The following is a 21,296-nucleotide window of genomic DNA, read 5'->3' as shown; positions in this document are numbered from 1 at the left end:
TGGCCCCCGTCCGGCTTCGCCATGTCCGCATCGCCCCGCTGGCCCGCGCACGTCACGCGCTATCTGCACTCGCTCATCGTCGACGCCGACGATCTGTACGATCGCGCCTACCACCGGCTCGCCTCGCGCCTGGGCTGGCGCCGCCCGCGCTACATAGCCGCCTACCGCGCGTTCGCCGACGGTGAGGGCGTGGAGCTGTTCGGCCGCGTGCTGGCGGACCGGCCGCGCGGCGGACCGCAGGAGGACGACGGTTGGTGGGACAACCTGCTGGAGACCTACCGCCGCTTCGAAAGCGACGAGGTGCCCGGCGCGCGCCTGACCGTGCGCTTCCGCGACGCCGCCGCGGAAACGGTGACCGACCACGAGGGCTATTACCGCGTCGCGCTGCGGCCGTCCGCGCCCGCCGCCGACACGCTGTGGGACAACGCCACCGTCTCGCTCGCCGACGGCACGCTGCTGACGCCGCAGCCGGTGCTGCAGATCCATCCGTCGGCACGGATCGGGATCATCTCCGACATTGACGACACCGTCCTGCAGAGCAGCATCACCGACTGGAAGACCGCCGCGCAGCTCACCTTCCTGCACAACGCGCGCACGCGCAAACCGCTGCTCGGGGTGGCGAAGCTGTACCAGGCGCTGCAGGCGGGCGCCGACGGCGCGGGGCGCAATCCGATCTTCTACGTGTCCAGCTCGCCGTGGAACCTGTACGACCTGCTCGACGATTTCCTCGAGCTCAACGGCATCCCGTTCGGGCCGATCCATCTGCGCGATCTGGGCACCGACACCGGCAAGTTCATCAAGACGCCGGGACACGGCCACAAGCTCGAACGCGCGCGCGAGCTGATCGCGCGCATGCCGCAGCTTCGCTGGGTGCTGCTCGGCGATTCGGGGCAGGCCGACGCCGAGCTGTACGCGCAGGCCGCGCAGGAGTTCGGCGACCGCATCGCCGCGATCTACATCCGCGACGTCGACCCGCACGCCGACAGCCCGTACGACCAGGGCGTGGACGCCTGGATCGAGCGCGTCGCCGGCACGCGGGTGCCGATGCTGCGCGTGGCCGACAGCCACGCGATCGCCCGCCACGCGGCCGATCTGGGCCTGATCGACCACGCCGCGCTGCCGGCGATCGAGGCCGAAGTGCAACGCGACCGCGCGCGCCCCACGCTCGGCGAGGCGGCGGCGGAGGGCGTGCAGGCGAAGCCGGAGTAGCGCGCCGCGGCTACGCGCGGTAGCGCCAGAACGGGATGTCGCGCCGCAGCCGGTAGCCGCATTGCGCGTACAGCGTCTTGGCGCGCGTGTTGGCGTGGCTCACGTGCAGGAACGCGAGGCGTCCGCGCGCGAGATTGTCGTTGGTCAGCCAGGCGAGCAGATGGCGCGCGTAGCCGCGGCCGAGGTGGTCCGGGTGGGTGCAGACCGCGCTGATCTCCTGCCAGCCGTCCATCCCCATGCGCTCGCCGATCATCGCCGCGAGCTGCCCGTCGCGATAGATGCCGAAGTAGCGCCCGAGCGCCATCGTGCGCGGGCGGAAGTAATGCGGATACACCCGCGCGGTGAGCGCGAGCACGTCCGCGCGCTGCGCCTCGCCGAGCGGCACGATTTCGGGCAGCGGCCCTTCCGGCGGCGCGATCGGCGCCTCGCACACCATCTGCGCGAGCTGCGCCTCGAACGCCAGCCGCGCGGGCGCCGCATCGACCGGTGCGGTGCCGAGCAGATACAGCGACTCGCCCGGCGCCAGCAACGCATCGAGCGCGGCCGCCGGCACCGTGTCCGCTTCGACGCCGGCGAACGGCGCCACGTCGGCCGGATAGCGCGCGGCCGCGCCCTCGCGCGCGGCGAGCTCGCGGTGGCGGCTGGCGAGCGAGGCCCAGATCGGGTTGTCGAGCACGTGCATGGCGGTCGCGCAGACGCGCCGCGAGGGCGCGGATGCCGCATTCAACCCGAATCCGCGTCCGATCTCACCTGCGCGCGGTCCGCCGCGCGGCCTCGCCGGCTATTCGCCACCGCCCGCCCTCAGCGGCGCCTTGCGCGGCCGCCGCGGCGCGCCGGACAGCTCCAGCGCGTCGCGCACCAGGGTGGCGGGCACGCCCAGCGCGATACCGAACTCGGCGAACGCGCGCAGGCACTGGGCCCGTTCCTCCTCGTCCTGCACATCGGCGAACAGGCCTTCGGCGGTGCGCCGCGTCAGGCTGTGCAGCCGCGGATCGGGCCGTTCGGCGATCAGGTCCGGCAGGGTGTCGCGCAGCGCCAGCAGACGGTCGCTGGTGCTGCGGGGATCGGACGCGCGCTTGGCCATGCGCCGCAACCTCCTGTGAAACGGATCGCGGGAGCATTGGGACCTCGCGGTTAAGCGGCCGCGAAGACCGCGTGGCCGCCCCTATTCGGCGCGGGTGCCGAAGATGCGGTCGCCGGCATCGCCCAGGCCCGGCAGGATGTAGCCGCGCTCATCCAGCCGCTCGTCGATCGCGGCGGTGAAGATCTCCACGTCGGCGTGCGCGCGCTCCACCGCGCGCAGGCCCTCGGGCGCGGCGACCAGGCACAGCGCCTTGATCCGCGCGGCGCCGGCGGCCTTGAGCATGTCGATGGTGGCGATCAGCGTGCCGCCGGTGGCGAGCATCGGGTCGAGGATCAGTGCGGTGCGATCGGCCATGTGGCCGGCGAGCTTCTCGTAGTAGGCGTGCGCCGCCAGGGTCGCCTCGTCGCGCTGCAGGCCGACCACGCTCACCTTGGCGGCGGGGATCAGCTCCAGCACGCCCGGCAGCATGCCCAGGCCCGCGCGCAGGATCGGCACCAGGGTCACCTTGCGGCCCTTGATGCGGCGCGCCCGCACCGGCCCGGCCCAGCCCGGCAGTTCGACCTCCTCGGTCGGCAGGTCCGCGGTCGCCTCGTAGGTCAGCAGCATCGCGACCTCGGCGGCCAGCTCGCGGAAGGTCTTGGTGCTGTTGTCGGCGCGGCGCATCAGGCCGAGCTTGTGCTGCACCAGCGGATGACGGACTTCGACGATCTTCATGAGGGTGGCGACGGCGTGGACTGCCGCCCAGTGTGGCCCATCCGTCGGCCGCGGGCACCGCCGCTGTCGATCCGGCCCCCGGTCGTTCGTCGTCTGCACGAATGCGCCGCGGCGCGGCGCCTTCGCCCCTTCCTCACACGGAGATACGGCCATGCCCTACGTCGACGGCTTCGTTCTGGCGGTGCCGACCGCCAACAAGGACGCCTTCCTCGAGCACGCCCGCGCCGGCGATGCGGTATTCCTCGAATACGGCGCCACCCGGGTGCTCGAATGCTGGGGCGACGACGTGCCCCACGGAAGGCTGACCGACTTCCACCGCGCCGTGCAGGCGAGCGCCGAGGAGACGGTGGTGTTCTCGTGGATCGAATGGCCGGACAAGGCCACGCGCGACGAGGGCATGCGCCGGGTGATGGACGATCCGCGCATGGCGCCGGAGAACAATCCGATGCCCTACGACGGCCGCCGGCTGATCTACGGCGGGTTCGTACCGATCCTGGAACTGCGGCGGTAGGCGGCGCGACCGCGTCGGCACCACGACGGCGATCCGGACACGCCGCGCAAAGGCGTCCGTGGGTATCATCGGAGGCGGCGCGCGTTCCGACGCGCCCGCGTCTTCCGTCCACAGGGGCTGTCCGATGCCGATCAAAGCCTACGGCGCGCACGCCGCCGACAAGCCGCTGCAACCGCTGGACATCGAACGCCGCGCGCCCGGCCCGCGCGATGTGCAGATCGAGATCGCCTACTGCGGCATCTGCCATTCCGATCTGCACACCGTGCGTTCCGAGTGGGCGGGCACGCGCTATCCGTGCGTGCCGGGGCACGAGATCGTCGGCCACGTCAGCGCGGTCGGCGCCGAGGTGACCGGGTTCGAGGTGGGCGACGCGGTCGGCGTCGGCTGCATGGTCGACAGTTGCCGGCGCTGCCCGTCGTGCGCGGAAGGGCTCGAGCAGTACTGCGAGAACGGCTTCGTCGGCACCTACAACGGCCGCACCGCCGACCCGCCCGGCCATACGCTGGGCGGCTACTCGCAGCGCATCGTCGTCGACGAGCGCTTCGTGCTGCGTATCCGCCACCCCGCCGCGCAGCTCGCCGCGGTCGCGCCGCTGCTGTGCGCGGGCATCACCACGTACTCGCCGCTGCGCCACTGGAAGGTCGGCCCGGGCCGGAAGGTCGGCATCGTCGGCATCGGCGGGCTGGGCCACATGGGCATCAAGCTGGCGCGCGCGATGGGCGCGCACGTGGTCGCGTTCACCACGTCCGAACACAAGCGCCAGGACGCGCACGCGCTGGGCGCCCACGAGGCCGTCGTCTCGCGCGACGCCGCGGCGATGGCGCGCCACGCGCGCAGCTTCGACTTCATCCTCGACACCGTCGCCGCCAGCCACGATCTCGATGCGTTCACCGCGCTGCTCGGGCGCGACGGCACGCTGTGCCTGGTCGGCGTGCCCGAGCATCCGCACCCGAGCCCGTCGGTGGCCACGCTGGTGTTCGGCCGCCGCTCGATCGCCGGTTCGCTGATCGGCGGCATCCGCGAGACCCAGGAGATGCTCGACTTCTGCGCCGAACACGGCATCGTCGCCGACATCGAACTGATCGCCGCCGGGCAGATCAACGAGGCCTACGAACGGATGCTGCGCAGCGACGTCAAATACCGCTTCGTGATCGACGCCGCGACGCTCGCCGCCTGATCCGCGCACCGTCGCGGGCGGCGCGTGCCGCCCGCGCCCGCGCGTCTACACCTTCACCGACTTCCAGCCGCCGCGCGAGAACAGCCACAGGGTGAACAGGCCCACCGCCGTCTCCGAGACGAACACCGCCCAGAACACGCCGGTGTGCTGCCAGTCCAACGAGATGGCCAGCAGATAGGACAGCGGGATCTGGATCAGCCAGAAGAACACCAGGTTGATCTTGGTGGGCGTGACGGTGTCGCCGGCGCCGTTGAACGCCTGCACCGCGACCATCCACCAGCCGTACACGAAGTACGAGTACGACAGGATGCGCAGCCACTCGCCGCCGATGGCGATCACCCGCGGCTCCTGCGTGAACAGGCCGATCAGCGCGTCGTGGAAGAAGAAGAACACGACCGAGATCAGCACCGTGAAGGCCATGTTGTACCAGCCGATCCGCCACACCGAGGCCTCGGCGCGCGCCGGTTCGCCGGCACCGAGGTTCTGGCCCACCAGCGTGGCGGCGGCGTTGGACATGCCCCAGGCCGGCATCAGCGTGAACATCATCAGCCGCATCGCGATGGTGGCGCCCGCGACCGCCTCGCTGCCGACGCTGGCGAGGATGCGCATCAGGAAGATCCACGAGGTCATCGCCACGATCATCTGGCCGACGCCGCCGAGCGAGGTGCGCACGATGTTCCACAGGATGGCGCCGTGCACGCGCAACTGCGAGGCGGCCACGCGGATGTGCTGGCCGCCCTTGAACAGCACCCACAGTTGGTAGAGCACACCGGTGCCGCGGCCGATCACGGTGGCCAGCGCCGCGCCCTCGATGCCCATCTCCGGGAACGGCCCGATGCCGAAGATCAGCAGCGGACACAGCACGATGTTGAGGCCGTTGGCCAGCCACAGCACGCGCATCGCGATCGCGGCATCGCCGGCGCCGCGGAAGATCGCGTTGATCACGAACAGCAACATGATCACGGCGTTGGCGCCCAGCATCCACTGCATGTAGGGATAGCCGTGGGCGACGCTCCACGCGTCCGCGCCCATCAGCCGCAGCAGATCCTGCGCGAACACCATGCCGGCGATCGCGAACGGCACCGACACCAGCAGCGCCACCAGGATCGCCTGCACCGCGGTGATCGCGGCCTCCTCGCGCTTGCCCTCGCCGATGCGCCGCGCCACCACCGCCGTCACCGCCATCGCAAGGCCGATGCCGATCGCGTACAGCAGGAACAGCATGCTTTCGGTGAGCCCGACCGTGGCCACCGCCGACGGTCCCAGCCTGGCGACGAAGAAGATGTCGACCACCGCGAAGGTGGATTCCAGCACCAGTTCGAGCACCATCGGCACCGCGAGCAGGAACACCGCCCGCCGCAACGGGATCTTGGTGTAGTCGGCGTTGGTGCCGCGCAGCGCGTCGCGCAGCTCGCGCCAGAGCGGGCCGGCCGGCACCGCGGGCGCCGCGGCGGCATCGAGGGTGGAAGGGGGCGTGTCCTGGCTCATCGGTCGGTTCCCTGTGCGGCGGCGGTGGAGAGTACGCGGCGGCCTCGCCGCGCGCGTGTGCCTTTTCGACGAACGGGCCGGCGCCGGATCGACAACGCCGCGTCCCGGCGGGCCGCGCCCCGCCCGCGTCCGTCGCAGACCCGCAAGCGACGGCGCGCACCCGGTCGCACGGCCGCTTTGACGCCCGTCGCCAATGCCGCCGCCTAGGCTGGCGCCATCGCCCTGGCACCGCCGGGGACCGGCGCGCCCGCATGAACAGCCCCCGCCCCACCCCCGCGGACGCCGACGACAGCGCGCTCGCCGTGCGGCTGTTCGGGGGCGAAAGCGAGCTCGCCGCGCTGTGCCGCGCGAGGGACTGGGACGCCACGCCGCTCGGCCCGATCCACGCCTGGTCCTGCAGCCTGCGCACGGTCGCCGCCGAGGTCGTGGCCGCGCCGGTGCCGATGAGCCTGCTGTGGGGCCCGGCGCTGGTGCAGATCTACAACGACGGCTACCGCGCGCTGATGGGACGCAGGCACCCCGCCGGACTGGGACAGCCGATGCGCGACTGCTGGCCCGAGGCGTGGCATTTCGACGCGCCGCTGCTGGAAGGTGTCCTGCAGCGCGGCGAGTCGTACGCGTTCGACAGCCAGAAGCTGACCATCGAGCGCGACGGTGGGCCCGAGGAGGCCTGGTTCCGACTCGGCTACGGCCCGGTGCGCGACGACGACGGCGAGATCGGCGGCGTGCTGCTGACGGCGGTGGAGACCACGCCGCTGGAGAAGATCCGCCGCACCGAGGAAGCCCTCCATACCAGCGAAGAGCGCTACCGCGCGTTCGTGGCCGCCAGTTCCGACGTCATCTTCCGCATGAGCCCCGACTGGTCGGCCGGCGAAGCCGACAGCCCCGATCTGCTGCACTACACCCCGGCGCCGCTGGAGGACTGGATGGCGCGCTTCATCCATCCCGAGGACCGCGAGCCGATGCGCGAGCGCATCCGGCAGGCGCTCGCCACCCGCTCGATGTTCGAGTTCGAGCACCGCGTGCGCCGACCGGACGGCAGCGTGCGCTGGGTGTCCTCGCGCGCGCTGCCGATCTACGACCAGCAGGGCCGGATCGTGGAGTGGCTGGGCACCGCCAAGGACATCACCGCGCGCCGGCAGGCCGAGGAGGCGCTGCGGCTGAGCGAGCAGCGCTTCCGCCAGTTCGCCGAGGCATCGCCCGATGTGCTGTGGATCCGCGACGCGCCGAGCCTGCGCATGGAATACCTCAGCCCGGCGTTCGAGCAGGTCTACGAGCGCCCGCGCGAGCAGCAGCTCGGCGAAGGCGTGGGCGAATGGTCCGACCTCATCCATCCCGACGACAGGCGCGCGGCGATGGCCGCGGTCGAGCGCGTGCGCCACGGCGAACCGGTCCGCCACGAGTTCCGGTTGCAGATGCCGGACGGCCACACCCGCTGGATCGAGAACACCGACTTCCCGCTGCTGGACGCCAGCGGCCGCGTGCAGCGCATCGCCGGATTCGCCAAGGACGTCACCGAACAGAGGGAGACCTCGGCGCGCCTGAACGTGCTGGTGAGCGAGCTGCAGCACCGCACCCGCAACCTGATCGCGGTGATCCGCTCGATCGCCGACCGCACTCTGGCCAGCAGCACATCGCTGGAGGACTTCGGCGATCGTTTCCGCGACCGCCTCGCCGCACTGGCGCGCGTCAACAGCCTGCTGTCACGGCTGGACGAGGGCCAGCGGATCTGCTTCGACGATCTGCTGCGCACCGAACTGTCGGGCCACGGCGTCGGCGACGGCCCCGGCCCGCGCATCCGCCTGTCCGGACCGGACGGCATCCCGCTGCGCTCCTCGACCATCCAGACCTTCGCGCTGGCGCTGCACGAGCTGGCGACCAACGCGCTCAAGTACGGCGGCCTGTCGCGCCCCGAGGGTTGGCTGGAGGTGACCTGGGACGTGATCGACGGCCCGGACGGCAAGCCGCGCCTGCGCGTGGTCTGGCGCGAAGGCGGGGTGCCGCTCGCGCCGCCGTCGCGCCGCCTCGGCTACGGTCGTGAACTGATCGAACGCGCCCTGCCCTACCAGCTCGGCGCACAGGTGACGTACCGGCTCGACGGCGAAGGCGTCTGCTGCACGATCACCCTGCCGATCTCGGAACGTCGACCGGAGCCGCCGCATGCCTGACCGCACGCCCTCGCAGTCCCTGCACGGACGCCACATCCTGGTGGCCGAGGACGAATACCTGATGGCCAGCGAGCTGTGCCGAAGGCTGCAGGAGGAAGGCGCCGACGTGATCGGCCCGGCGCCCACGGTCGAAGCCGCGCTCGCGCTCGCGCGCGCCGACGGCTCGCTCGACGGCGCGGTGCTCGACGTCAACCTGCAGGGCGGCGTGGTGTTCCCGGTGGTCGAGGAACTGCGCCGCCGCGGCGTGCCGGTGGTGTTCGCCACCGGCTACGACGCCTGGGCGCTACCGGCCGAGTTCGGCGACATCCCCCGCTGCGAGAAGCCGGTGGAGATGGCGCAACTGATGCCGCTGCTGCAGACGCGCGGCGACACCTCCTCCACCGCCCACCCCTCGTAGGCGCGGCTGCGGCCGCGACCATCGGGCGCGGCTGAAGCCGCTCCTCCACGGGTCATCGGCAACGCGTGACGACGCACAGCGAAGACGGAACCGGCCCTCGGCGATCACTCTTCACGCGCCACCGCTTGCAATCGTCGCACCAAGCGCGCAGGCTGCCCCAGCCCTCCTACCCATCATTCGGAGGGGCCTGCTGGGGGCGACGCCCCACGGCCACGCGGAACCACCGCCCTATGTGCGCTTGCGTACATACGTCCCTGACCCTGCGACCGAGAATGATCCGTTCGACAGGGAGCGCTGCCGCGCATGGCCTCATCTCCGAGGTGGAGATCCAGCAACCGTCTGCTTGACCGCCTGCCCGCCGACGTCCGCGCGCGGCTGCAGCCCCATCTGCAACGGATCGAATTGCCGGTCGGCAAGGTGCTGTACGCATCCGACCTGCGCAACAGCCACATCTATTTTCCCTGCAGCGGCGTGGTCTCGCTGCTGTACGTGATGGAGGACGGCACCACCGGCGAGATCGCGATGGTCGGCAACGAAGGCGTGGTCGGCGTGTCGGTGCTGGTGGACTCGACCAGCACGCCCACGCGCGGCGAAGTGCAGATCGCCGGCGAGGGCTACGTGCTGAAGGACGACGTGGTGCAGCGCGAGTTCCAACGCGGCGGCGCGTTCCAGTTGATGATCCTGCGCTACACGCAACTGATGCTGTCGCAGATGGCGCAGGCGGTGATCTGCAACCGCCACCACTCGCTCGAGCGGCAGTTCAGCAAGTGGCTGCTGCTGGCGTTCGACCGCGTGCCGGGCGAGGAGCTGCGGCTCACCCAGGAAGCGATCGCCAACCTGCTGGGGGTGCGCCGCGAAGGCATCTCGGAGATCGCGCGGCGCCTGCAGGGCGCGGGCGCGCTGCGCTGCAGCCGCCGGCCGCATCCGTCTGCTCGACCGCGATGCGCTCGCCGGACGCAGTTGCGAGTGCTATTCGATCCTGCACCGCGAGTACGAGCGCCTGCTCGGCACGGTTGCCGACTAGCGCTGTGTGGGGTTCCGCACGGAAGGCGCGCCTGCGGCGTCCTAACGTGCCCTACCCCTCGGCGAAGAGGCGTGGAATGGACCTCGCGTTGTATCGCGCACGGTCGGGCGTATACGTCGCCGTGCCGGATTGCCTGCAGCCGGCGGTCGAGCTCGAACGCCGGCTCGGCCCGATGCGCTTCCTGCGCCGGCTGCGGTTGAGCGATGGCCACGCCCGGCATTGGGCGCGCCTGGCGCCCGAGCTCGACGCGCACGACTACGCGCTGCTGAGCGCCGACGAGGTCGCCCGCCTGCTGCAACCCGCGTCCGACGCGCAGGGCACCGCGGCGGGTCAGGACCCGTCCTACGCGACGGGATCGAGCTCGTAGGTTGGGCTGAGCCGAAGGCGAAGCCCAACGCCCCCGCGGCGGGTCAGGACCCGCCCGACGCGACGGGGTCGAATGCGTAGGTTGGGCTGAGCCGAAGGCGAAGCCCAACGCCCCGCGCGGCGGGTCAAGACCCGCCGACGCGACCGGGGTCGGCCACGCGACGCGCGAAGCGCCGACCACCACGCCTCGCGCCATGCCTCCAGCGGCTTTCCGCTGCGCGCACGCAGCGCGGCTTCCGGGTCGGCATCCGCATGCACGTCGAGCACGGTGGCAAGGCCGAGCGACGTCACCAGATAACGGACGAACGACTGCGACAGCACGTAGTACGCCTCGCGCGAGGATTCGTCCTCGAGCGAGGTGACCGCCGCGTCGGCGTGCCCGTTGCGCCCGATCCAGGGCAGCACGCGCAACCCCGCATCGCTGCGCGCGATCGCCGCCGCGCGCGACTCCGCGCTGTCCGCATCGTGCATGCCGAACAGCCCCGAGGCCGAGGCTTCGCCGCGCGCGGCCAGTTCCAGCTCGACGTACGTCGCCAGCCCCTCGCGCAGCGAATGCGAGCCGAAGCGCCACACCAGCACGTGGGCCAGCTCGTGCGCGAACGGCGCGTCGCCGCGCCGGACCTTGCGCAGGTCGAAGAACAGATACGGCCGGTCGTGCGCCATGTGGTCGTATCCGGCGTACACGTGCGAGGCACCGATGCCGGAAGCGACGAACACGTGCAGCCGGTCGTCGGCGTAGTGCGCGGTATCCAGCCGGCGGCCCAGGAGCGCCGACACCGCCGCTGCGGTGCGGTCCAGCGTTTGTGCCAGCGCCTGCGCGCGTTCCGCCGGCATCTCGCCGGGCAGCGTCCACAGCACCACTTGGCCGGACTCGTGCCGGACGCCTTCGGCGCGCAGCCGCTCGACCGTGCGGTCGTCCCGTTCCATCGGCGACTGCGCCTGCGCCACCGCCGCCATCAGCGCCAGCACCATGCCCCAGCCGCGCACCCGGCGCGCGCGTTCCTGTCCTGTCGCTGCGGCCATGACGGCTCCCGTCGTGAACGATGCGCACGGAGATGCCGGCGGAGCGGGGAGCGTCGCAACGGCGGCGACCGCCCGTCGCCCGAACGCGGCGTCGATTTCCGCCCCGCCCGTTCGTCGCAGGGAGCAGTCACCCCAACCGAAGGAGAACCCGATGGACAAGAACCGCATCTGCCTGTGGTACGACGGCACCGCGCTGGACGCCGCCACCTTCTACGCACAGACCTTCCCCGACAGCGCCGTGCACGCGGTCCACCGCGCCCCCGGCGACTACCCCTCCGGCAAGCAGGGCGACGTGCTCACCGTCGAGTTCACCGTGATGGGCCTTCCCTGCCTGGGCCTCAACGGCGGCCCGGCGTTCCGGCACAGCGAGGCGTTCTCGTTCCAGGTGGCGACCGACGACCAGGCCGAAACCGACCGCCTGTGGAACGCCATCGTCGGCAACGGCGGCGAGGAAAGCGCCTGCGGCTGGTGCAAGGACCGCTGGGGCATCTCCTGGCAGATCACCCCGCGCGCGCTCACCGCCGCCATCGCCGACCCCGACCCGGCCGCCGCCAAGCGCGCGTTCGAAGCGATGATGCAGATGCGCAAGATCGACATCGCCGCCATCGAGGCCGCCCGGCGCGGGTGAGGCCGGGAGTAGGGCGGGTCTTGACCCGCCTTACCGCCCATGCGCGCCCCGCTCGCCCCCGCGACCGGCCGCCTCGCCAACCACTCCCCGACGGCGGTAGGGCGGGTCTTGACCCGCCTCACGCACGCCCCCGCGCGCCCGTTCGCCCCCGCCACCGGCCGCCTCGCCAGCCACTCCCCGACGGCGGTAGGGCGGGTCTTGACCCGCCTTACCGCCCATGCGCGCCCCGCTCGCCCCCGCCACCGGCCGCCTCGCCAGCCACTCCCAGCGGCGGTAGGGCGGGTCTTGACCCGCCTTACCGCCCATGCGCGCCCCGCTCGCCCCCGTCACCGGCCGCCTCGCCAGCCACTCCCCAGTCGGCCGCGAGATCGCCACGCGCCACATACCGATGCACGCTCGAATACGGCCACGCAGCCGCGCAGGCGGCGTGCCCATGCTTGACCGGGTTGAAGTGCACGTAATCGACATGCGCGGCGAGATCCCGCTCGTCGCGGATCAAATGCTCCCAATAGCGTCGCTGCCACACGCCCCGCTCGCCCTTCGCCACGCGACGCGGCGAACGCCGCTCGGCGGGTGGCAACGCGCGGGCGAACGCGGTCTTGATGTGTCGCCAGCGGGTCGCGTTGTCGGCATCCCCCGGCGGCAACGTCCAGACGCAATGCAGATGGTCGGGCAGCACCACCGCGGCGACCACGAAGAACGGCCGCGCCGCACGCGCCTCGGCAAACGCCAGGCGCAGCACGTCGATGTGCTCGACCAGCAGGCGCCGGTGGCGCTCCAGCAGATTGACGGTGAAGAAGTAGGTACCGCCCGGCACCCGGACGCGTCGGTAATTCGGCATGACGCGAGCGTGGAACGTGTGTCCGCCAGACGCCATCGGCCGATCCCGCAGCCGCACGTCGGACAACACCCCGCTCGCCAACGGCGGGTCAAGACCCGCCCTACCTCCGGTGGCCCACGTGACGTAGGGCGGGTTTCAACCCGCCTTACGCGCGTTATCAGCGCCAACCGGGCTATCGAGGCCGCGCGGTGGTAGCCCGCGCGAGCGTGCGGCGCATGCGTCGCCCTTAGTGCACTGGCGAAGAACCGAACCGCTCCCTCACCCTTTCAACAAGACGAGCAAGGCTAGGCGATGTCGCAAGCGCCGAGCTCAGCCGCCAGTGGTGAGCCATAAACTCACAGAAGCCTTCAACGTAACCGGACCCTACCGATGCACTCGAATTAGGCCGAGGGACGAACATATCCCGAATGCGGCCACTAGTACTGCCGCGTGCCAAATTCACAAGCACCTGTTTAGCGTCTTGTAGCTCGTCCGGAGCAGTTGGCACCCGTGAAATCGAGACTCGTAGATAGGCGGCAAGTTCAGACCGAGAGGCGAGAAGCCAGGACTCGACCTCTGGTACCGCAAACCTAATCATCGCGAGATGCGGGATTGATGACGCCAGAAGGCTCCGAGCCACCGCCGGACATGGGGCATGCATATCGACAAGATCGGCAAGCACCAAAATTGGCGTGTAATGCCCGCGCGCACAAAACCCCTGGGCGCGTTCGCGCACATAGGCGATACCACGCTTTCCGTATACAACGCCGACCCGAAGACCTAACGCAGCAAGACAATGCCGCATAAATACTTCGTCTGTGTATCCCTCGACCAGCAGCTCGACTTCCATGGCTAAAACGCAAGCGTGAGCTGCTCGACCGACTTCGGTGCAGCTTTCGGAAGCATGACATCCGCGGGGCGGAGGCCCGATTTAACCGCGGCAAAGTCCGCACCCGTCGGCGTCACGATCTCCGTACCCTCCGCAGAGGGCACGAGGAGCACAATCTCCTCCAAAGCAATCGAAGGGTCCGAAAGCAGGTCCTCCGAGTGAGTAGAGACGATCAGTTGCCGCGCAATCTTTCGCTCTCTCTGAATCTTGTCGAAGAGCCGAGGAATCTGTCGCACCACATCAGGATGGAGTGAGATTTCTGGCTCTTCCAACAAGAGCGGACCGCCACCCTCAAACATAGACCAAAGCAACCCGAGAAGTCGGAGAGTACCGTCGGAAAATTGACTCTCGTTCTGGCGCGCCGCGTTAGGGCGCCAGTGCTCATAGGCACCCCAAAGGTGTGGGACGCCCGATTTGTCCATCTCGGCATCCAAATCGACCAACTGCGGTACCGCTACGGCGAGCGCACGCCTGATCTTTTCCAAACGAGACTTCCTGATGTCCGCGCGCGTCTGCAATATTCGAAGCAAAAAATCCCGGCCGAACGGATCATTAGAAACAACCCCCGAGGTAAAACTACGGGGATCACGCACAACCTGCGGAAGCAGATGCTGATACGATATGGAGTCAAAGAATTCGGCGACCGCACGAAATTCTTTGTTTAATGAAATCTGCTCCAGCGCAGTTTGAGTTCGACGCTGGGGATCCGCCTCATCCGATTCGTCCGGGCGCATGAGAACTGGCGCCCCCCCCTTACGCACAACCTCGCGGATAACCTGCGGCCGCTTGTTATTGTCCTGATTAACGACGAGCTCATATTCCCAGTCAGGCGGACCATCCGCGGAAGGAGCCTCCCGCAGCTCAACCAGAAGCTCGATATGGCTGTGCCTACGCGCGGCCAAGCACCGGATGGCCGAAATGCCGCCACGCTGATCATCTACGGCCTTTTTCAAGCCGTCGCGAGCGACATCACGCAGAAAACGAAACCCATCCAGGAGGTTCGATTTTCCGGAAGCGTTGGGACCAATGACGAACGCGCGCCCACCTAGACGAGTATCGACAGATTGAAAATTCTTCCAGTTGCGCAATCGGAAGCGAGAGATGTACATGTCGACCTCAGGTAGCCGGCGAATTAAGCGGTCATACCATATATTGCGGGATGCGCGGAGTGCGTCTTATCCGTCAACCTCGATCATCGGCAACTTCAGCCCCTGCTCTTTCGCGCACCGCTGCGCGATCTCGTAGCCCGCATCGGCGTGCCGCATCACGCCGGTGCCGGGGTCGTTCCACAGCACGCGCGCAAGACGGCGGTCGGCGGCGTCGCTGCCGTCGCAGACGATGACCACGCCGCTGTGCTGGCTGTAGCCCATGCCGACGCCACCGCCGTGGTGCAGGCTCACCCACGTCGCCCCGCCGGCGACGTTGAGCATGGCGTTGAGCAGCGGCCAGTCGCTGACCGCATCCGAGCCGTCCTTCATCGCCTCGGTCTCGCGGTTCGGCGAGGCGACGCTGCCGGAATCGAGGTGGTCGCGGCCGATCACGATGGGCGCCTTCAGTTCGCCGTTGCGCACCATCTCGTTGAACGCGAGCGCGAGCTTGTGGCGCTGGCCGAGGCCGACCCAGCAGATGCGCGCGGGCAGGCCCTGGAACGCGATGCGCTCGCGCGCCATGTCGAGCCAGCGGTGCAGGTGCGGATCGTCGGGGATCAGCTCCTTCACCTTGGCGTCGGTCCTGTAGATGTCCTCCGGATCGCCGGACAGCGCGACCCAGCGGAACGGGCCGATGCCGCGGCAGAACAGCGGGCGCACGTAGGCGGGCACGAAGCCGGGGAAGTCGAACGCGTTGCGGCAGCCTTCGTCGAACGCCATCTGGCGGATGTTGTTGCCGTAGTCGAACACCGGCACGCCCATCGCCTTGAACGCGAGCATGGCTTCGACGTGCACGCGCATCGACCGCTTGGCGGCATCGCGCACGCGCTCGGGGTTCGCCTTCTGCTCGGCGAGCCACTGCTCCACCGTCCAGCCGACCGGCAGGTAGCCATGCACGGGATCGTGCGCGCTGGTCTGGTCGGTGACCGCATCCGGGCGCACGCCGCGGCGCACGAGTTCCGGCAGCACTTCGGCGGCGTTGCCGAGCAGCGCGATCGACTTGGCCTGCCCCGCCTTCGTGTACTTGGCGATGCGCGCGAGCGCGTCGTCGAGGTCGGTGGCCTGCTCGTCGACGTAGCGCGTGCGCAGGCGGAAGTCGATGCGGCTCTGCTGGCATTCGATGGTGAGGCTGCACGCGCCGGCGAGCGACGCGGCCAGCGGCTGCGCGCCGCCCATGCCGCCGAGGCCCGCGGTGAGGATCCACCTGCCGGTGAGATCGCCGCCGTAATGCTGGCGGCCCATCTCGACGAACGTCTCGTAGGTGCCCTGCACGATGCCCTGCGAGCCGATGTAGATCCACGAGCCCGCGGTCATCTGGCCGTACATCATCAGGCCCTTGCGGTCGAGCTCGTTGAAGTGCTCCCAGGTGGCCCAGTGCGGCACCAGGTTGGAGTTGGCCAGCAGCACGCGCGGCGCGTCGGGGTGCGTGGGGAAGATGCCGACCGGCTTGCCGGACTGGATCAGCAGCGTCTCGTCGTCGTTCAACTCGCGCAGCGACTTCAGGATGGCGTCGAAGCATTCCCAGTCGCGCGCGGCGCGGCCGATGCCGCCGTAGACCACGAGCTCGGCCGGGTTCTCGGCGACCTCGGGGTCGAGGTTGTTCTGGATCATGCGATACGCGGCTTCGGTGAGCCACGACTTGCAGGTCCTTTCGGCGCCGCGCGGCGCGCGGATGACGCGGGAGGGGTCGACGCGGGTGGGCATCGGCTCGGTCCTGTGCTGCAAAGGGGATGCCGCGATTATCGCCGCGGGCGCGGGGGTGTGGTGGGCCCCGGGGGTGGACGAGGAGGAGCAGGGCCCTTCCCGTCGAACCACGGGTGGCGTGCGGGATCGTGGGATTCGCCCTTCGGCCAGCCGAGGGCGAGCGGGTGAGAAGTCGCGGGGTTCGCCCGTCGACGGGCTCGGCGCGAACGGTGGACGGGCGGCAGCGGTGGCCGCCCGCTCCTCGCCCCTTCGACAGGCTCGACGCTCGGCAGAGCGGAGCTTCTGCGGCGTGCTCAGCGGATCGCCGGATCGAGCCGTCGCAGCGCGTCGGCGATGTCCACCGCGCCGGTCATGCGCAGATCGTCCTGGGTGTAGACGCGGCCGAACGCGGGCGCGCAGCGCTTCTCAGCGCGCGCGCGGCGGCTGTGCAGCAGCAGCGAGCCGGTGTGGCGCAGGCAATTGCGGTCGACGTCGCGGTCCTGTTCGACCGCGCGCCCGGCTTCGGCCTCGGGCGCGGCGGCGGGCTCGGGCGGCTCGGCCGCGACCGCGGCGGACGCGGCCGCAAGGCCCAGCGCAAGCACGAGAAGATGCGGAAGCGGGCGGGTCATGGTCGTCACCTCGGGCGGGATTCGCGCGGCCACCGTACACCCGCCGTTGCGCGCGCGCATGGGCCCGCACGCGGGCGGATGCGCGGCGGTTCAGGACGTCGTCAGCCTTGCGGGCAGGCCTCACGGCGGTGGGCGCGGAACGCGGCGGCGGCGGCCTCGTCGGCCGGCTGCGGGCGGGGGCCATCGTCGAACAGCACGCGCCAGACGCCGTCCTCGCCGCGCTTCCAGACCGACTGGAAACCGCCCAGCCGGTAGCGCGGGTTGGCGCCGGGGCGCAGGTCCTCGTAGAGCGCGGGCCCGGTGGACATGGCGATGTCCGGCTCGCCGCCGATCACGACCATGGTCGGGTACCACTCCAGCCGGATGGTCTTGCCTTCGATCAGCGGAGCCCACGCGAGGGCGATCGCCTCGCGGCCGCGCTGCGGCTGCGGCTGCTTGACGCCGAACGCGGCGCCTTCGTGCAGGTGTCCGGCGAACGCGGCGGCGTCGTGCTCGGCGAGTGCGCGGGCGAAGCCGAGTTCGCGCGCCCACACCGCGCATTCCTCGGCGGTGAGCTTCGGCGGCGGCGCGGCCTGCTGCGCCGCGGCGGGCGCGGCGATCGCGGACAGGACGAGCGCGAGGGCAAGGCGGACGGACATGGCGGGACTCCGGAGCGGATCCGCAGTGTTGGCGCGCGCGGCTGCGGCAGGCAGGGCCGGAAGTCACGCCGCGGCGCGTTGGCCCGAGCGCAGCGGCCGCGCGATGCAAAGCCGGCGTCGACCCGGCTGGCTATCATCCGGGCATGTCCCGATCGATCGCTGCGGCCTTCGCCGCTCTGCTCGCCTGCCTGCTCGTCGCCTGCTCGACCGCGACGCCCCGCCCGTCGCCGGCCGCCCGCGTGCCGGTCGTGCTGATCTCGGTGGACGGCTTCCGCGCCGATGACCTCACGCCGGAGCGGACGCCCCACCTGTACCGCCTCGCCCGCGCCGGCGTGCGCGCGCAGGGGATGACGCCGTCGTATCCGTCGCTGACGTTCCCCAACCACTACACGCTGGTGACCGGACTGCGTCCGGACCGCCACGGGCTGGTGCAGAACACCATGCGCGACCCGCAGTTGGGGCGCTTTTCGCTGCACGATCGCGAGGCGGTGGCGAATGCCGCCTGGTGGGGCGGCGAGCCGATCTGGGTCGCCGCGGAGAAGGCCGGCATGCCCACCGCGACCATGTTCTGGCCCGGCAGCGAGGCGAAGATCGGCGGTGTGCAGCCGCAGCGGTGGTACGAGTTCAGCTATGACGTGCCGATCGACGTCCGCGTCGACCGCGTGCTCGGCTGGCTGGCCGAGCCGGAAGCGACGCGGCCACGGCTGGTGACGCTGTATTTCGAGCAGCTCGACAAGACCGCGCACGAGTTCGGCCCGGATTCGCACGAAGCGCACGCGATGCTGGCCCGGCTGGACCGCGCGATCGGCCGGTTGGCCGACACGCTGCGCGCACGCGGGCAGCTGGATGCGGTGAATCTGGTGATCGTGTCGGACCACGGCATGGCCGCCGTCCCGCCGGGTCAGGTGGTGGCGCTGGAGGACATGGTGTCGTTCGAGGACGCCGAGCCGGTGACCGACGGCCAGTCGGTGGGTTTCGCGCCGCGCCCCGGCCGCGAGGCGGCGGCGGAACGGCGACTGCTCGGCCGCCACGCGCATTACCAGTGTTGGCGCAAGCACGAGCTGCCGGCGCGCTGGCATTACGGCCGCCATCCGCGCGTGCCGGCCATCGTCTGCCAGATGGACGAAGGCTGGGACGCGAAACCGCGCGAGGCGATCGCGCGGCGGCCGAACCGCACGCGCGGTTCGCACGGCTACGACCCGGCGCTGCCGTCGATGCGCGCGCTGTTCGTCGCGCACGGACCCGCGTTCCGCCGCGGCGCGGTGCTGCCGGCGTTCGACAACGTGCACGTGTATCCGTTGCTGGCGCGGCTGCTGGGGGTGCGCGAAGCGCCGAACGATGGATCGATCGCGCCGCTGCTGCCGGCGCTGGCGGACAACGGCTGAGCGGGCGGCCTTCGCGGATGAGGCGCCTGCGCTTGCTGCCTCTGGCCGCATGGGCGTGAGGAGGCCAGCCGAAGCTGCGCGGTACGAAGTCCGTGGGTTCCCGTCGCTTCGCTCATCCTGAGCCTGTGGAGGGACCTGAGCCTGCCGAAGGATCGCGGGAACGATGCGCGGTGGCTCCGGCACTGCCCCGACGTCCAACCCGACACGTTCCCATGGTTCCGGCGCAGCGGGTCTTCACGCAGCGGCGGCGCCCCGCATCGATGTCCGAATCCGGCCAGTCCGCGCGAACGGGCGGTGCTAGCCTGCCCCCATGAATGCCGCGCTGCAGCCCGATGCCCCGCTCGCCCTGCCCGATCCGCGGGTGTGCGAACAGGCGCGGCTGAGCCGCGATGCGCGTTTCGACGGACGCTTCTTCACCGCGGTCACCAGCACCGGCATCTACTGCCGCCCGGTCTGCCCGGCACCGGCGCCGAAGGCCGCGAACGTCGTCTACTTCGCGAACGCCGCCGCCGCGGAAGCGGCGGGGTTCCGGCCGTGCCTGCGCTGCCGCCCGGAACTGTCGCCGGAAAACGGAAGCTGGCGGCGCGGCGATGCGATCGTGGCGCGCGCGCTGGCGCTGATCGACGCCGGCGCGCTGGCGGAGAAGCCGCTGGCTTCGCTGGCCGCGCAACTGCACGTGGGCGAGCGCCATCTGCGCCGGCTGTTCGTCGAGCATCTCGGCGCCGCGCCGAGCCAGGTGCACGGCACGCGACGCCTGCTGTTCGCCAAGCAGCTTCTTACCGAAACCGCGCTGCCGATCACCGCGATCGCGCTGGCGGCGGGGTTCGGCAGCGTGCGGCGCTTCAACGATGCGTTCCAGGCGGCCTACCGCATGGCGCCGCGCGATCTGCGCAAGCGCGAACCTGCCGCGAGCGGCGATACGCTGACGCTGCGCCTCGGCTACCGGCCGCCGTACGACTTCGCGGCGATGCTCGACTTCCTGCACGGCCGCGCGCTGCCCGGCGTGGAGCATGTCTCCGGCGATGCCTATCTGCGCGCGATCGGCAGCAGCGACGCGCCCGGCTGGCTGCGGGTGAGCGCATGGCCGGGCGAGGAGCCGGCATTGCGGCTGGAACTGCATGGCGTACCCGCCGTGCGTCTGCTCGACACCGTGAACCGCGTGCGGCGCATGTTCGATCTGGACGCCGATCCGCATGCGATCGGCGATGCGCTGTCGGTGCATCCGACGCTGCGCGCGCTGGTGCGGCGGCGACCGGGACTGCGCATCCCGAGCGGCTGGGACGGCTTCGAGATCGCCGTGCGCGCGATCCTCGGACAGCAGGTCAGCGTACCGGCCGCGCGCACGTTCGCCGCGCGCATCGCCGAGCGTTTCGGCGCGCGCCTTCCGTCCGCCTTCGCGCCCGGCCTCACGCATCTGTTCGCCACGCCGGACACGCTGGCCGATGCCGATCTCACCGCGATCGGCCTCACCCGCACGCGCGCCGCCACCGTGCGCGAGGTCGCCCGCGCGTTGCTGGAGGGGCGCGCCGATTTCCGTGCCGAGCGCACGCTGGAGGACTTCGTCGCGCGCTGGGTGGCGCTACCCGGGATCGGGCCGTGGACCGCGCACTACATGGCGCTGCGCGCGCTCGGCCATCCGGACGCGTTTCCGGCCGACGATCTGGTGCTCAAGCGCGCGCTCGGCGGCACCGCGCGCGCGGCGGAAGCGGAAGCGGCGGAGTGGCGGCCGTGGCGCGCGTATGCGGTGATCCAGCTCTGGCGCCAGAACACGCTGCTGCAACGCGACCGCAAGCGGAGCCCGGCATGATCGTCCACCGCACGCTCGCAAGCCCGGTCGGCCCGCTGCTGCTGGCCGCAGGCGACGACGGCCTGCGCCTGATCGAGTTCGACGCGCCGCGCCATGCGCACCGGCGCGGCGCCGACTGGCGCGAGGGCGATCATCCCCTGCTGGACGCGGCGGAAGCGCAGTTGCGCGAATACTTCGCCGGCGCGCGCCGCGCGTTCGAGCTGCCGCTCGCGCCGCAGGGCACGCCGTTCCAGGTGCAGGTGTGGCGCACGCTGGCGCGGATCGGCTACGGCGAGACGTGGAGCTACGCGCGGCTCGCGCAGGCGGTCGGACGGCCCAGCGCCACGCGCGCGGTCGGCGCCGCGAACGGCCGCAACCCGCTGCCGATCGTGTTGCCGTGCCATCGCGTGATCGGCAGCGACGGCAGCCTCACCGGCTTCGGCGGCGGGTTGCCGGTGAAGCGTTTCCTGCTCGAACTGGAAGGCGCGCTGCCGCGCGCGGCGGGCCTGTTCGGGTGAACCAGGCACAC

22 protein-coding genes are annotated in these 21,296 nt (G+C 70.7%); 12 read left to right on the top strand and 10 right to left on the bottom strand.

Features of this window, described 5'->3' with window-relative positions; genetic code table 11:
- The first annotated feature begins 21 nt into the window (after positions 1–21).
- Positions 22–1,209: an App1 family protein phosphatidate phosphatase gene (locus tag FQY64_RS08345; RefSeq protein WP_146473802.1), complete on the top strand. Its 1,188-nt coding sequence runs from the start codon at positions 22–24 to the stop codon at positions 1,207–1,209.
- Between the two features lie 10 nt (positions 1,210–1,219).
- Here the strand turns inward: FQY64_RS08345 and FQY64_RS08340 are convergent, their stop codons facing one another.
- The 3 genes from FQY64_RS08340 to upp all read right to left on the bottom strand — a co-directional run bounded on the left by FQY64_RS08340 (position 1,220) and on the right by upp (position 3,007).
- Positions 1,220–1,891, bottom strand: coding sequence for a GNAT family N-acetyltransferase (locus FQY64_RS08340; protein ID WP_146473800.1), 672 nt, complete (start codon positions 1,889–1,891; stop codon positions 1,220–1,222).
- 99 nt (positions 1,892–1,990) lie between these two features.
- Positions 1,991–2,293: a hypothetical protein gene (locus FQY64_RS08335; RefSeq protein ID WP_146473798.1), complete on the bottom strand. Its 303-nt coding sequence runs from the start codon at positions 2,291–2,293 to the stop codon at positions 1,991–1,993.
- Between the two features lie 81 nt (positions 2,294–2,374).
- On the bottom strand, positions 2,375–3,007 hold the full coding sequence (upp, locus tag FQY64_RS08330) for a uracil phosphoribosyltransferase (protein WP_146473796.1): 633 nt from the start codon (positions 3,005–3,007) through the stop codon (positions 2,375–2,377).
- 151 nt (positions 3,008–3,158) lie between these two features.
- On the opposite strand from upp, the gene FQY64_RS08325 reads away from it, so the two are divergent.
- Together FQY64_RS08325 and FQY64_RS08320 are read left to right on the top strand one after the other, a co-directional pair.
- Complete coding sequence (locus tag FQY64_RS08325; protein ID WP_146473794.1) at positions 3,159–3,518, top strand: DUF1428 domain-containing protein; 360 nt, start codon at positions 3,159–3,161, stop codon at positions 3,516–3,518.
- 124 nt (positions 3,519–3,642) lie between these two features.
- A complete protein-coding gene (locus FQY64_RS08320) occupies positions 3,643–4,695 on the top strand; it encodes an NAD(P)-dependent alcohol dehydrogenase (RefSeq protein WP_146473792.1) in 1,053 nt (350 codons plus the stop codon).
- Positions 4,696–4,740: 45 nt separating this feature from the next.
- Here FQY64_RS08320 and FQY64_RS08315 read toward each other — a convergent pair whose 3' ends face one another.
- A complete protein-coding gene (locus tag FQY64_RS08315) occupies positions 4,741–6,183 on the bottom strand; it encodes an MATE family efflux transporter (protein WP_146473790.1) in 1,443 nt (480 codons plus the stop codon).
- A 251-nt stretch (positions 6,184–6,434) separates the two neighbouring features.
- Between FQY64_RS08315 and FQY64_RS08310 the strand changes: the two genes are divergently transcribed.
- From FQY64_RS08310 to FQY64_RS08295, 4 genes are all read left to right on the top strand, one after another.
- The gene (locus FQY64_RS08310) at positions 6,435–8,351 is read left to right on the top strand and encodes a PAS domain-containing sensor histidine kinase (protein ID WP_146473788.1); all 1,917 of its coding nucleotides are present in this window, start codon (positions 6,435–6,437) and stop codon (positions 8,349–8,351) included.
- The gene (locus tag FQY64_RS08305) at positions 8,344–8,748 is read left to right on the top strand and encodes a response regulator (RefSeq protein ID WP_146473786.1); all 405 of its coding nucleotides are present in this window, start codon (positions 8,344–8,346) and stop codon (positions 8,746–8,748) included. The genes FQY64_RS08310 and FQY64_RS08305 overlap by 8 nt, the downstream gene beginning before the upstream one ends.
- A gap of 303 nt (positions 8,749–9,051) precedes the next feature.
- Positions 9,052–9,972, top strand: a complete 921-nt coding sequence (locus FQY64_RS08300) for a Crp/Fnr family transcriptional regulator (protein WP_222431770.1) — start codon at positions 9,052–9,054, stop codon at positions 9,970–9,972.
- Positions 9,945–10,139 (top strand): hypothetical protein, encoded by a 195-nt coding sequence (locus FQY64_RS08295; protein WP_222431769.1) that lies wholly within the window; start codon positions 9,945–9,947, stop codon positions 10,137–10,139. Before FQY64_RS08300 ends, FQY64_RS08295 begins: the two co-directional genes overlap by 28 nt.
- On the opposite strand, the gene FQY64_RS08290 is transcribed toward FQY64_RS08295, so the two are convergent.
- Positions 10,115–11,161, bottom strand: a complete 1,047-nt coding sequence (locus FQY64_RS08290; RefSeq protein ID WP_146473782.1) for a hypothetical protein — start codon at positions 11,159–11,161, stop codon at positions 10,115–10,117. The genes FQY64_RS08295 and FQY64_RS08290 overlap by 25 nt on opposite strands.
- A gap of 151 nt (positions 11,162–11,312) precedes the next feature.
- On the opposite strand from FQY64_RS08290, the gene FQY64_RS08285 reads away from it, so the two are divergent.
- Positions 11,313–11,789, top strand: coding sequence for a VOC family protein (locus FQY64_RS08285; RefSeq protein WP_146473780.1), 477 nt, complete (start codon positions 11,313–11,315; stop codon positions 11,787–11,789).
- A 295-nt stretch (positions 11,790–12,084) separates the two neighbouring features.
- Here the strand turns inward: FQY64_RS08285 and FQY64_RS08275 are convergent, their stop codons facing one another.
- Positions 12,085–12,687, bottom strand: coding sequence for an REP-associated tyrosine transposase (locus FQY64_RS08275; protein WP_229814899.1), 603 nt, complete (start codon positions 12,685–12,687; stop codon positions 12,085–12,087).
- A gap of 577 nt (positions 12,688–13,264) precedes the next feature.
- On the opposite strand from FQY64_RS08275, the gene FQY64_RS15180 reads away from it, so the two are divergent.
- Positions 13,265–13,393, top strand: coding sequence for a hypothetical protein (locus FQY64_RS15180; protein WP_268245300.1), 129 nt, complete (start codon positions 13,265–13,267; stop codon positions 13,391–13,393).
- A gap of 68 nt (positions 13,394–13,461) precedes the next feature.
- Here the strand turns inward: FQY64_RS15180 and FQY64_RS08270 are convergent, their stop codons facing one another.
- The 4 genes from FQY64_RS08270 to FQY64_RS08255 form a co-directional block, all read right to left on the bottom strand.
- Entirely contained in the window at positions 13,462–14,607 is a 1,146-nt protein-coding gene (locus tag FQY64_RS08270) for an AAA family ATPase (RefSeq protein ID WP_146473778.1), read from the bottom strand.
- Positions 14,608–14,673: 66 nt separating this feature from the next.
- Complete coding sequence (gene hutU, locus FQY64_RS08265; RefSeq protein WP_146473775.1) at positions 14,674–16,350, bottom strand: urocanate hydratase; 1,677 nt, start codon at positions 16,348–16,350, stop codon at positions 14,674–14,676.
- A gap of 293 nt (positions 16,351–16,643) precedes the next feature.
- Positions 16,644–16,958, bottom strand: a complete 315-nt coding sequence (locus tag FQY64_RS08260) for a hypothetical protein (RefSeq protein ID WP_146473773.1) — start codon at positions 16,956–16,958, stop codon at positions 16,644–16,646.
- 101 nt (positions 16,959–17,059) lie between these two features.
- Positions 17,060–17,596, bottom strand: coding sequence for a YybH family protein (locus FQY64_RS08255; protein ID WP_146473772.1), 537 nt, complete (start codon positions 17,594–17,596; stop codon positions 17,060–17,062).
- Between the two features lie 143 nt (positions 17,597–17,739).
- Between FQY64_RS08255 and FQY64_RS08250 the strand changes: the two genes are divergently transcribed.
- From FQY64_RS08250 to FQY64_RS08240, 3 genes are all read left to right on the top strand, one after another.
- Positions 17,740–18,981, top strand: a complete 1,242-nt coding sequence (locus tag FQY64_RS08250; RefSeq protein ID WP_146473770.1) for an alkaline phosphatase family protein — start codon at positions 17,740–17,742, stop codon at positions 18,979–18,981.
- 310 nt (positions 18,982–19,291) lie between these two features.
- Positions 19,292–20,788, top strand: a complete 1,497-nt coding sequence (locus FQY64_RS08245) for an AlkA N-terminal domain-containing protein (protein ID WP_146473768.1) — start codon at positions 19,292–19,294, stop codon at positions 20,786–20,788.
- On the top strand, positions 20,785–21,285 hold the full coding sequence (locus FQY64_RS08240; RefSeq protein WP_146473766.1) for a methylated-DNA--[protein]-cysteine S-methyltransferase: 501 nt from the start codon (positions 20,785–20,787) through the stop codon (positions 21,283–21,285). The genes FQY64_RS08245 and FQY64_RS08240 overlap by 4 nt, the downstream gene beginning before the upstream one ends.
- Positions 21,286–21,296 lie beyond the last annotated feature (11 nt).

The organism is Vulcaniibacterium thermophilum, from assembly GCF_007923255.1.
In the GTDB taxonomy this organism is placed as follows: domain Bacteria; phylum Pseudomonadota; class Gammaproteobacteria; order Xanthomonadales; family Xanthomonadaceae; genus Lysobacter_F; species Lysobacter_F thermophilum.
Note: the sequence above shows the minus strand (reverse complement) of the source record. Positions and strands in the feature narration are given on the sequence as shown.

Coding starts and splice junctions, on each gene's coding strand:
- FQY64_RS08345 (WP_146473802.1), top strand. CDS start 22: ATGTCCGCATCGCCCCGCTGGCCCGCGCACGTCACGCGCTATCTGCAC.
- FQY64_RS08340 (WP_146473800.1), bottom strand. CDS start 1,891: ATGCACGTGCTCGACAACCCGATCTGGGCCTCGCTCGCCAGCCGCCAC.
- FQY64_RS08335 (WP_146473798.1), bottom strand. CDS start 2,293: ATGGCCAAGCGCGCGTCCGATCCCCGCAGCACCAGCGACCGTCTGCTG.
- upp (WP_146473796.1), bottom strand. CDS start 3,007: ATGAAGATCGTCGAAGTCCGTCATCCGCTGGTGCAGCACAAGCTCGGC.
- FQY64_RS08325 (WP_146473794.1), top strand. CDS start 3,159: ATGCCCTACGTCGACGGCTTCGTTCTGGCGGTGCCGACCGCCAACAAG.
- FQY64_RS08320 (WP_146473792.1), top strand. CDS start 3,643: ATGCCGATCAAAGCCTACGGCGCGCACGCCGCCGACAAGCCGCTGCAA.
- FQY64_RS08315 (WP_146473790.1), bottom strand. CDS start 6,183: ATGAGCCAGGACACGCCCCCTTCCACCCTCGATGCCGCCGCGGCGCCC.
- FQY64_RS08310 (WP_146473788.1), top strand. CDS start 6,435: ATGAACAGCCCCCGCCCCACCCCCGCGGACGCCGACGACAGCGCGCTC.
- FQY64_RS08305 (WP_146473786.1), top strand. CDS start 8,344: ATGCCTGACCGCACGCCCTCGCAGTCCCTGCACGGACGCCACATCCTG.
- FQY64_RS08300 (WP_222431770.1), top strand. CDS start 9,052: ATGGCCTCATCTCCGAGGTGGAGATCCAGCAACCGTCTGCTTGACCGC.
- FQY64_RS08295 (WP_222431769.1), top strand. CDS start 9,945: ATGCGCTTCCTGCGCCGGCTGCGGTTGAGCGATGGCCACGCCCGGCAT.
- FQY64_RS08290 (WP_146473782.1), bottom strand. CDS start 11,161: ATGGCCGCAGCGACAGGACAGGAACGCGCGCGCCGGGTGCGCGGCTGG.
- FQY64_RS08285 (WP_146473780.1), top strand. CDS start 11,313: ATGGACAAGAACCGCATCTGCCTGTGGTACGACGGCACCGCGCTGGAC.
- FQY64_RS15180 (WP_268245300.1), top strand. CDS start 13,265: ATGCATATCGACAAGATCGGCAAGCACCAAAATTGGCGTGTAATGCCC.
- FQY64_RS08270 (WP_146473778.1), bottom strand. CDS start 14,607: ATGTACATCTCTCGCTTCCGATTGCGCAACTGGAAGAATTTTCAATCT.
- hutU (WP_146473775.1), bottom strand. CDS start 16,350: ATGCCCACCCGCGTCGACCCCTCCCGCGTCATCCGCGCGCCGCGCGGC.
- FQY64_RS08260 (WP_146473773.1), bottom strand. CDS start 16,958: ATGACCCGCCCGCTTCCGCATCTTCTCGTGCTTGCGCTGGGCCTTGCG.
- FQY64_RS08255 (WP_146473772.1), bottom strand. CDS start 17,596: ATGTCCGTCCGCCTTGCCCTCGCGCTCGTCCTGTCCGCGATCGCCGCG.
- FQY64_RS08250 (WP_146473770.1), top strand. CDS start 17,740: ATGTCCCGATCGATCGCTGCGGCCTTCGCCGCTCTGCTCGCCTGCCTG.
- FQY64_RS08245 (WP_146473768.1), top strand. CDS start 19,292: ATGAATGCCGCGCTGCAGCCCGATGCCCCGCTCGCCCTGCCCGATCCG.
- FQY64_RS08240 (WP_146473766.1), top strand. CDS start 20,785: ATGATCGTCCACCGCACGCTCGCAAGCCCGGTCGGCCCGCTGCTGCTG.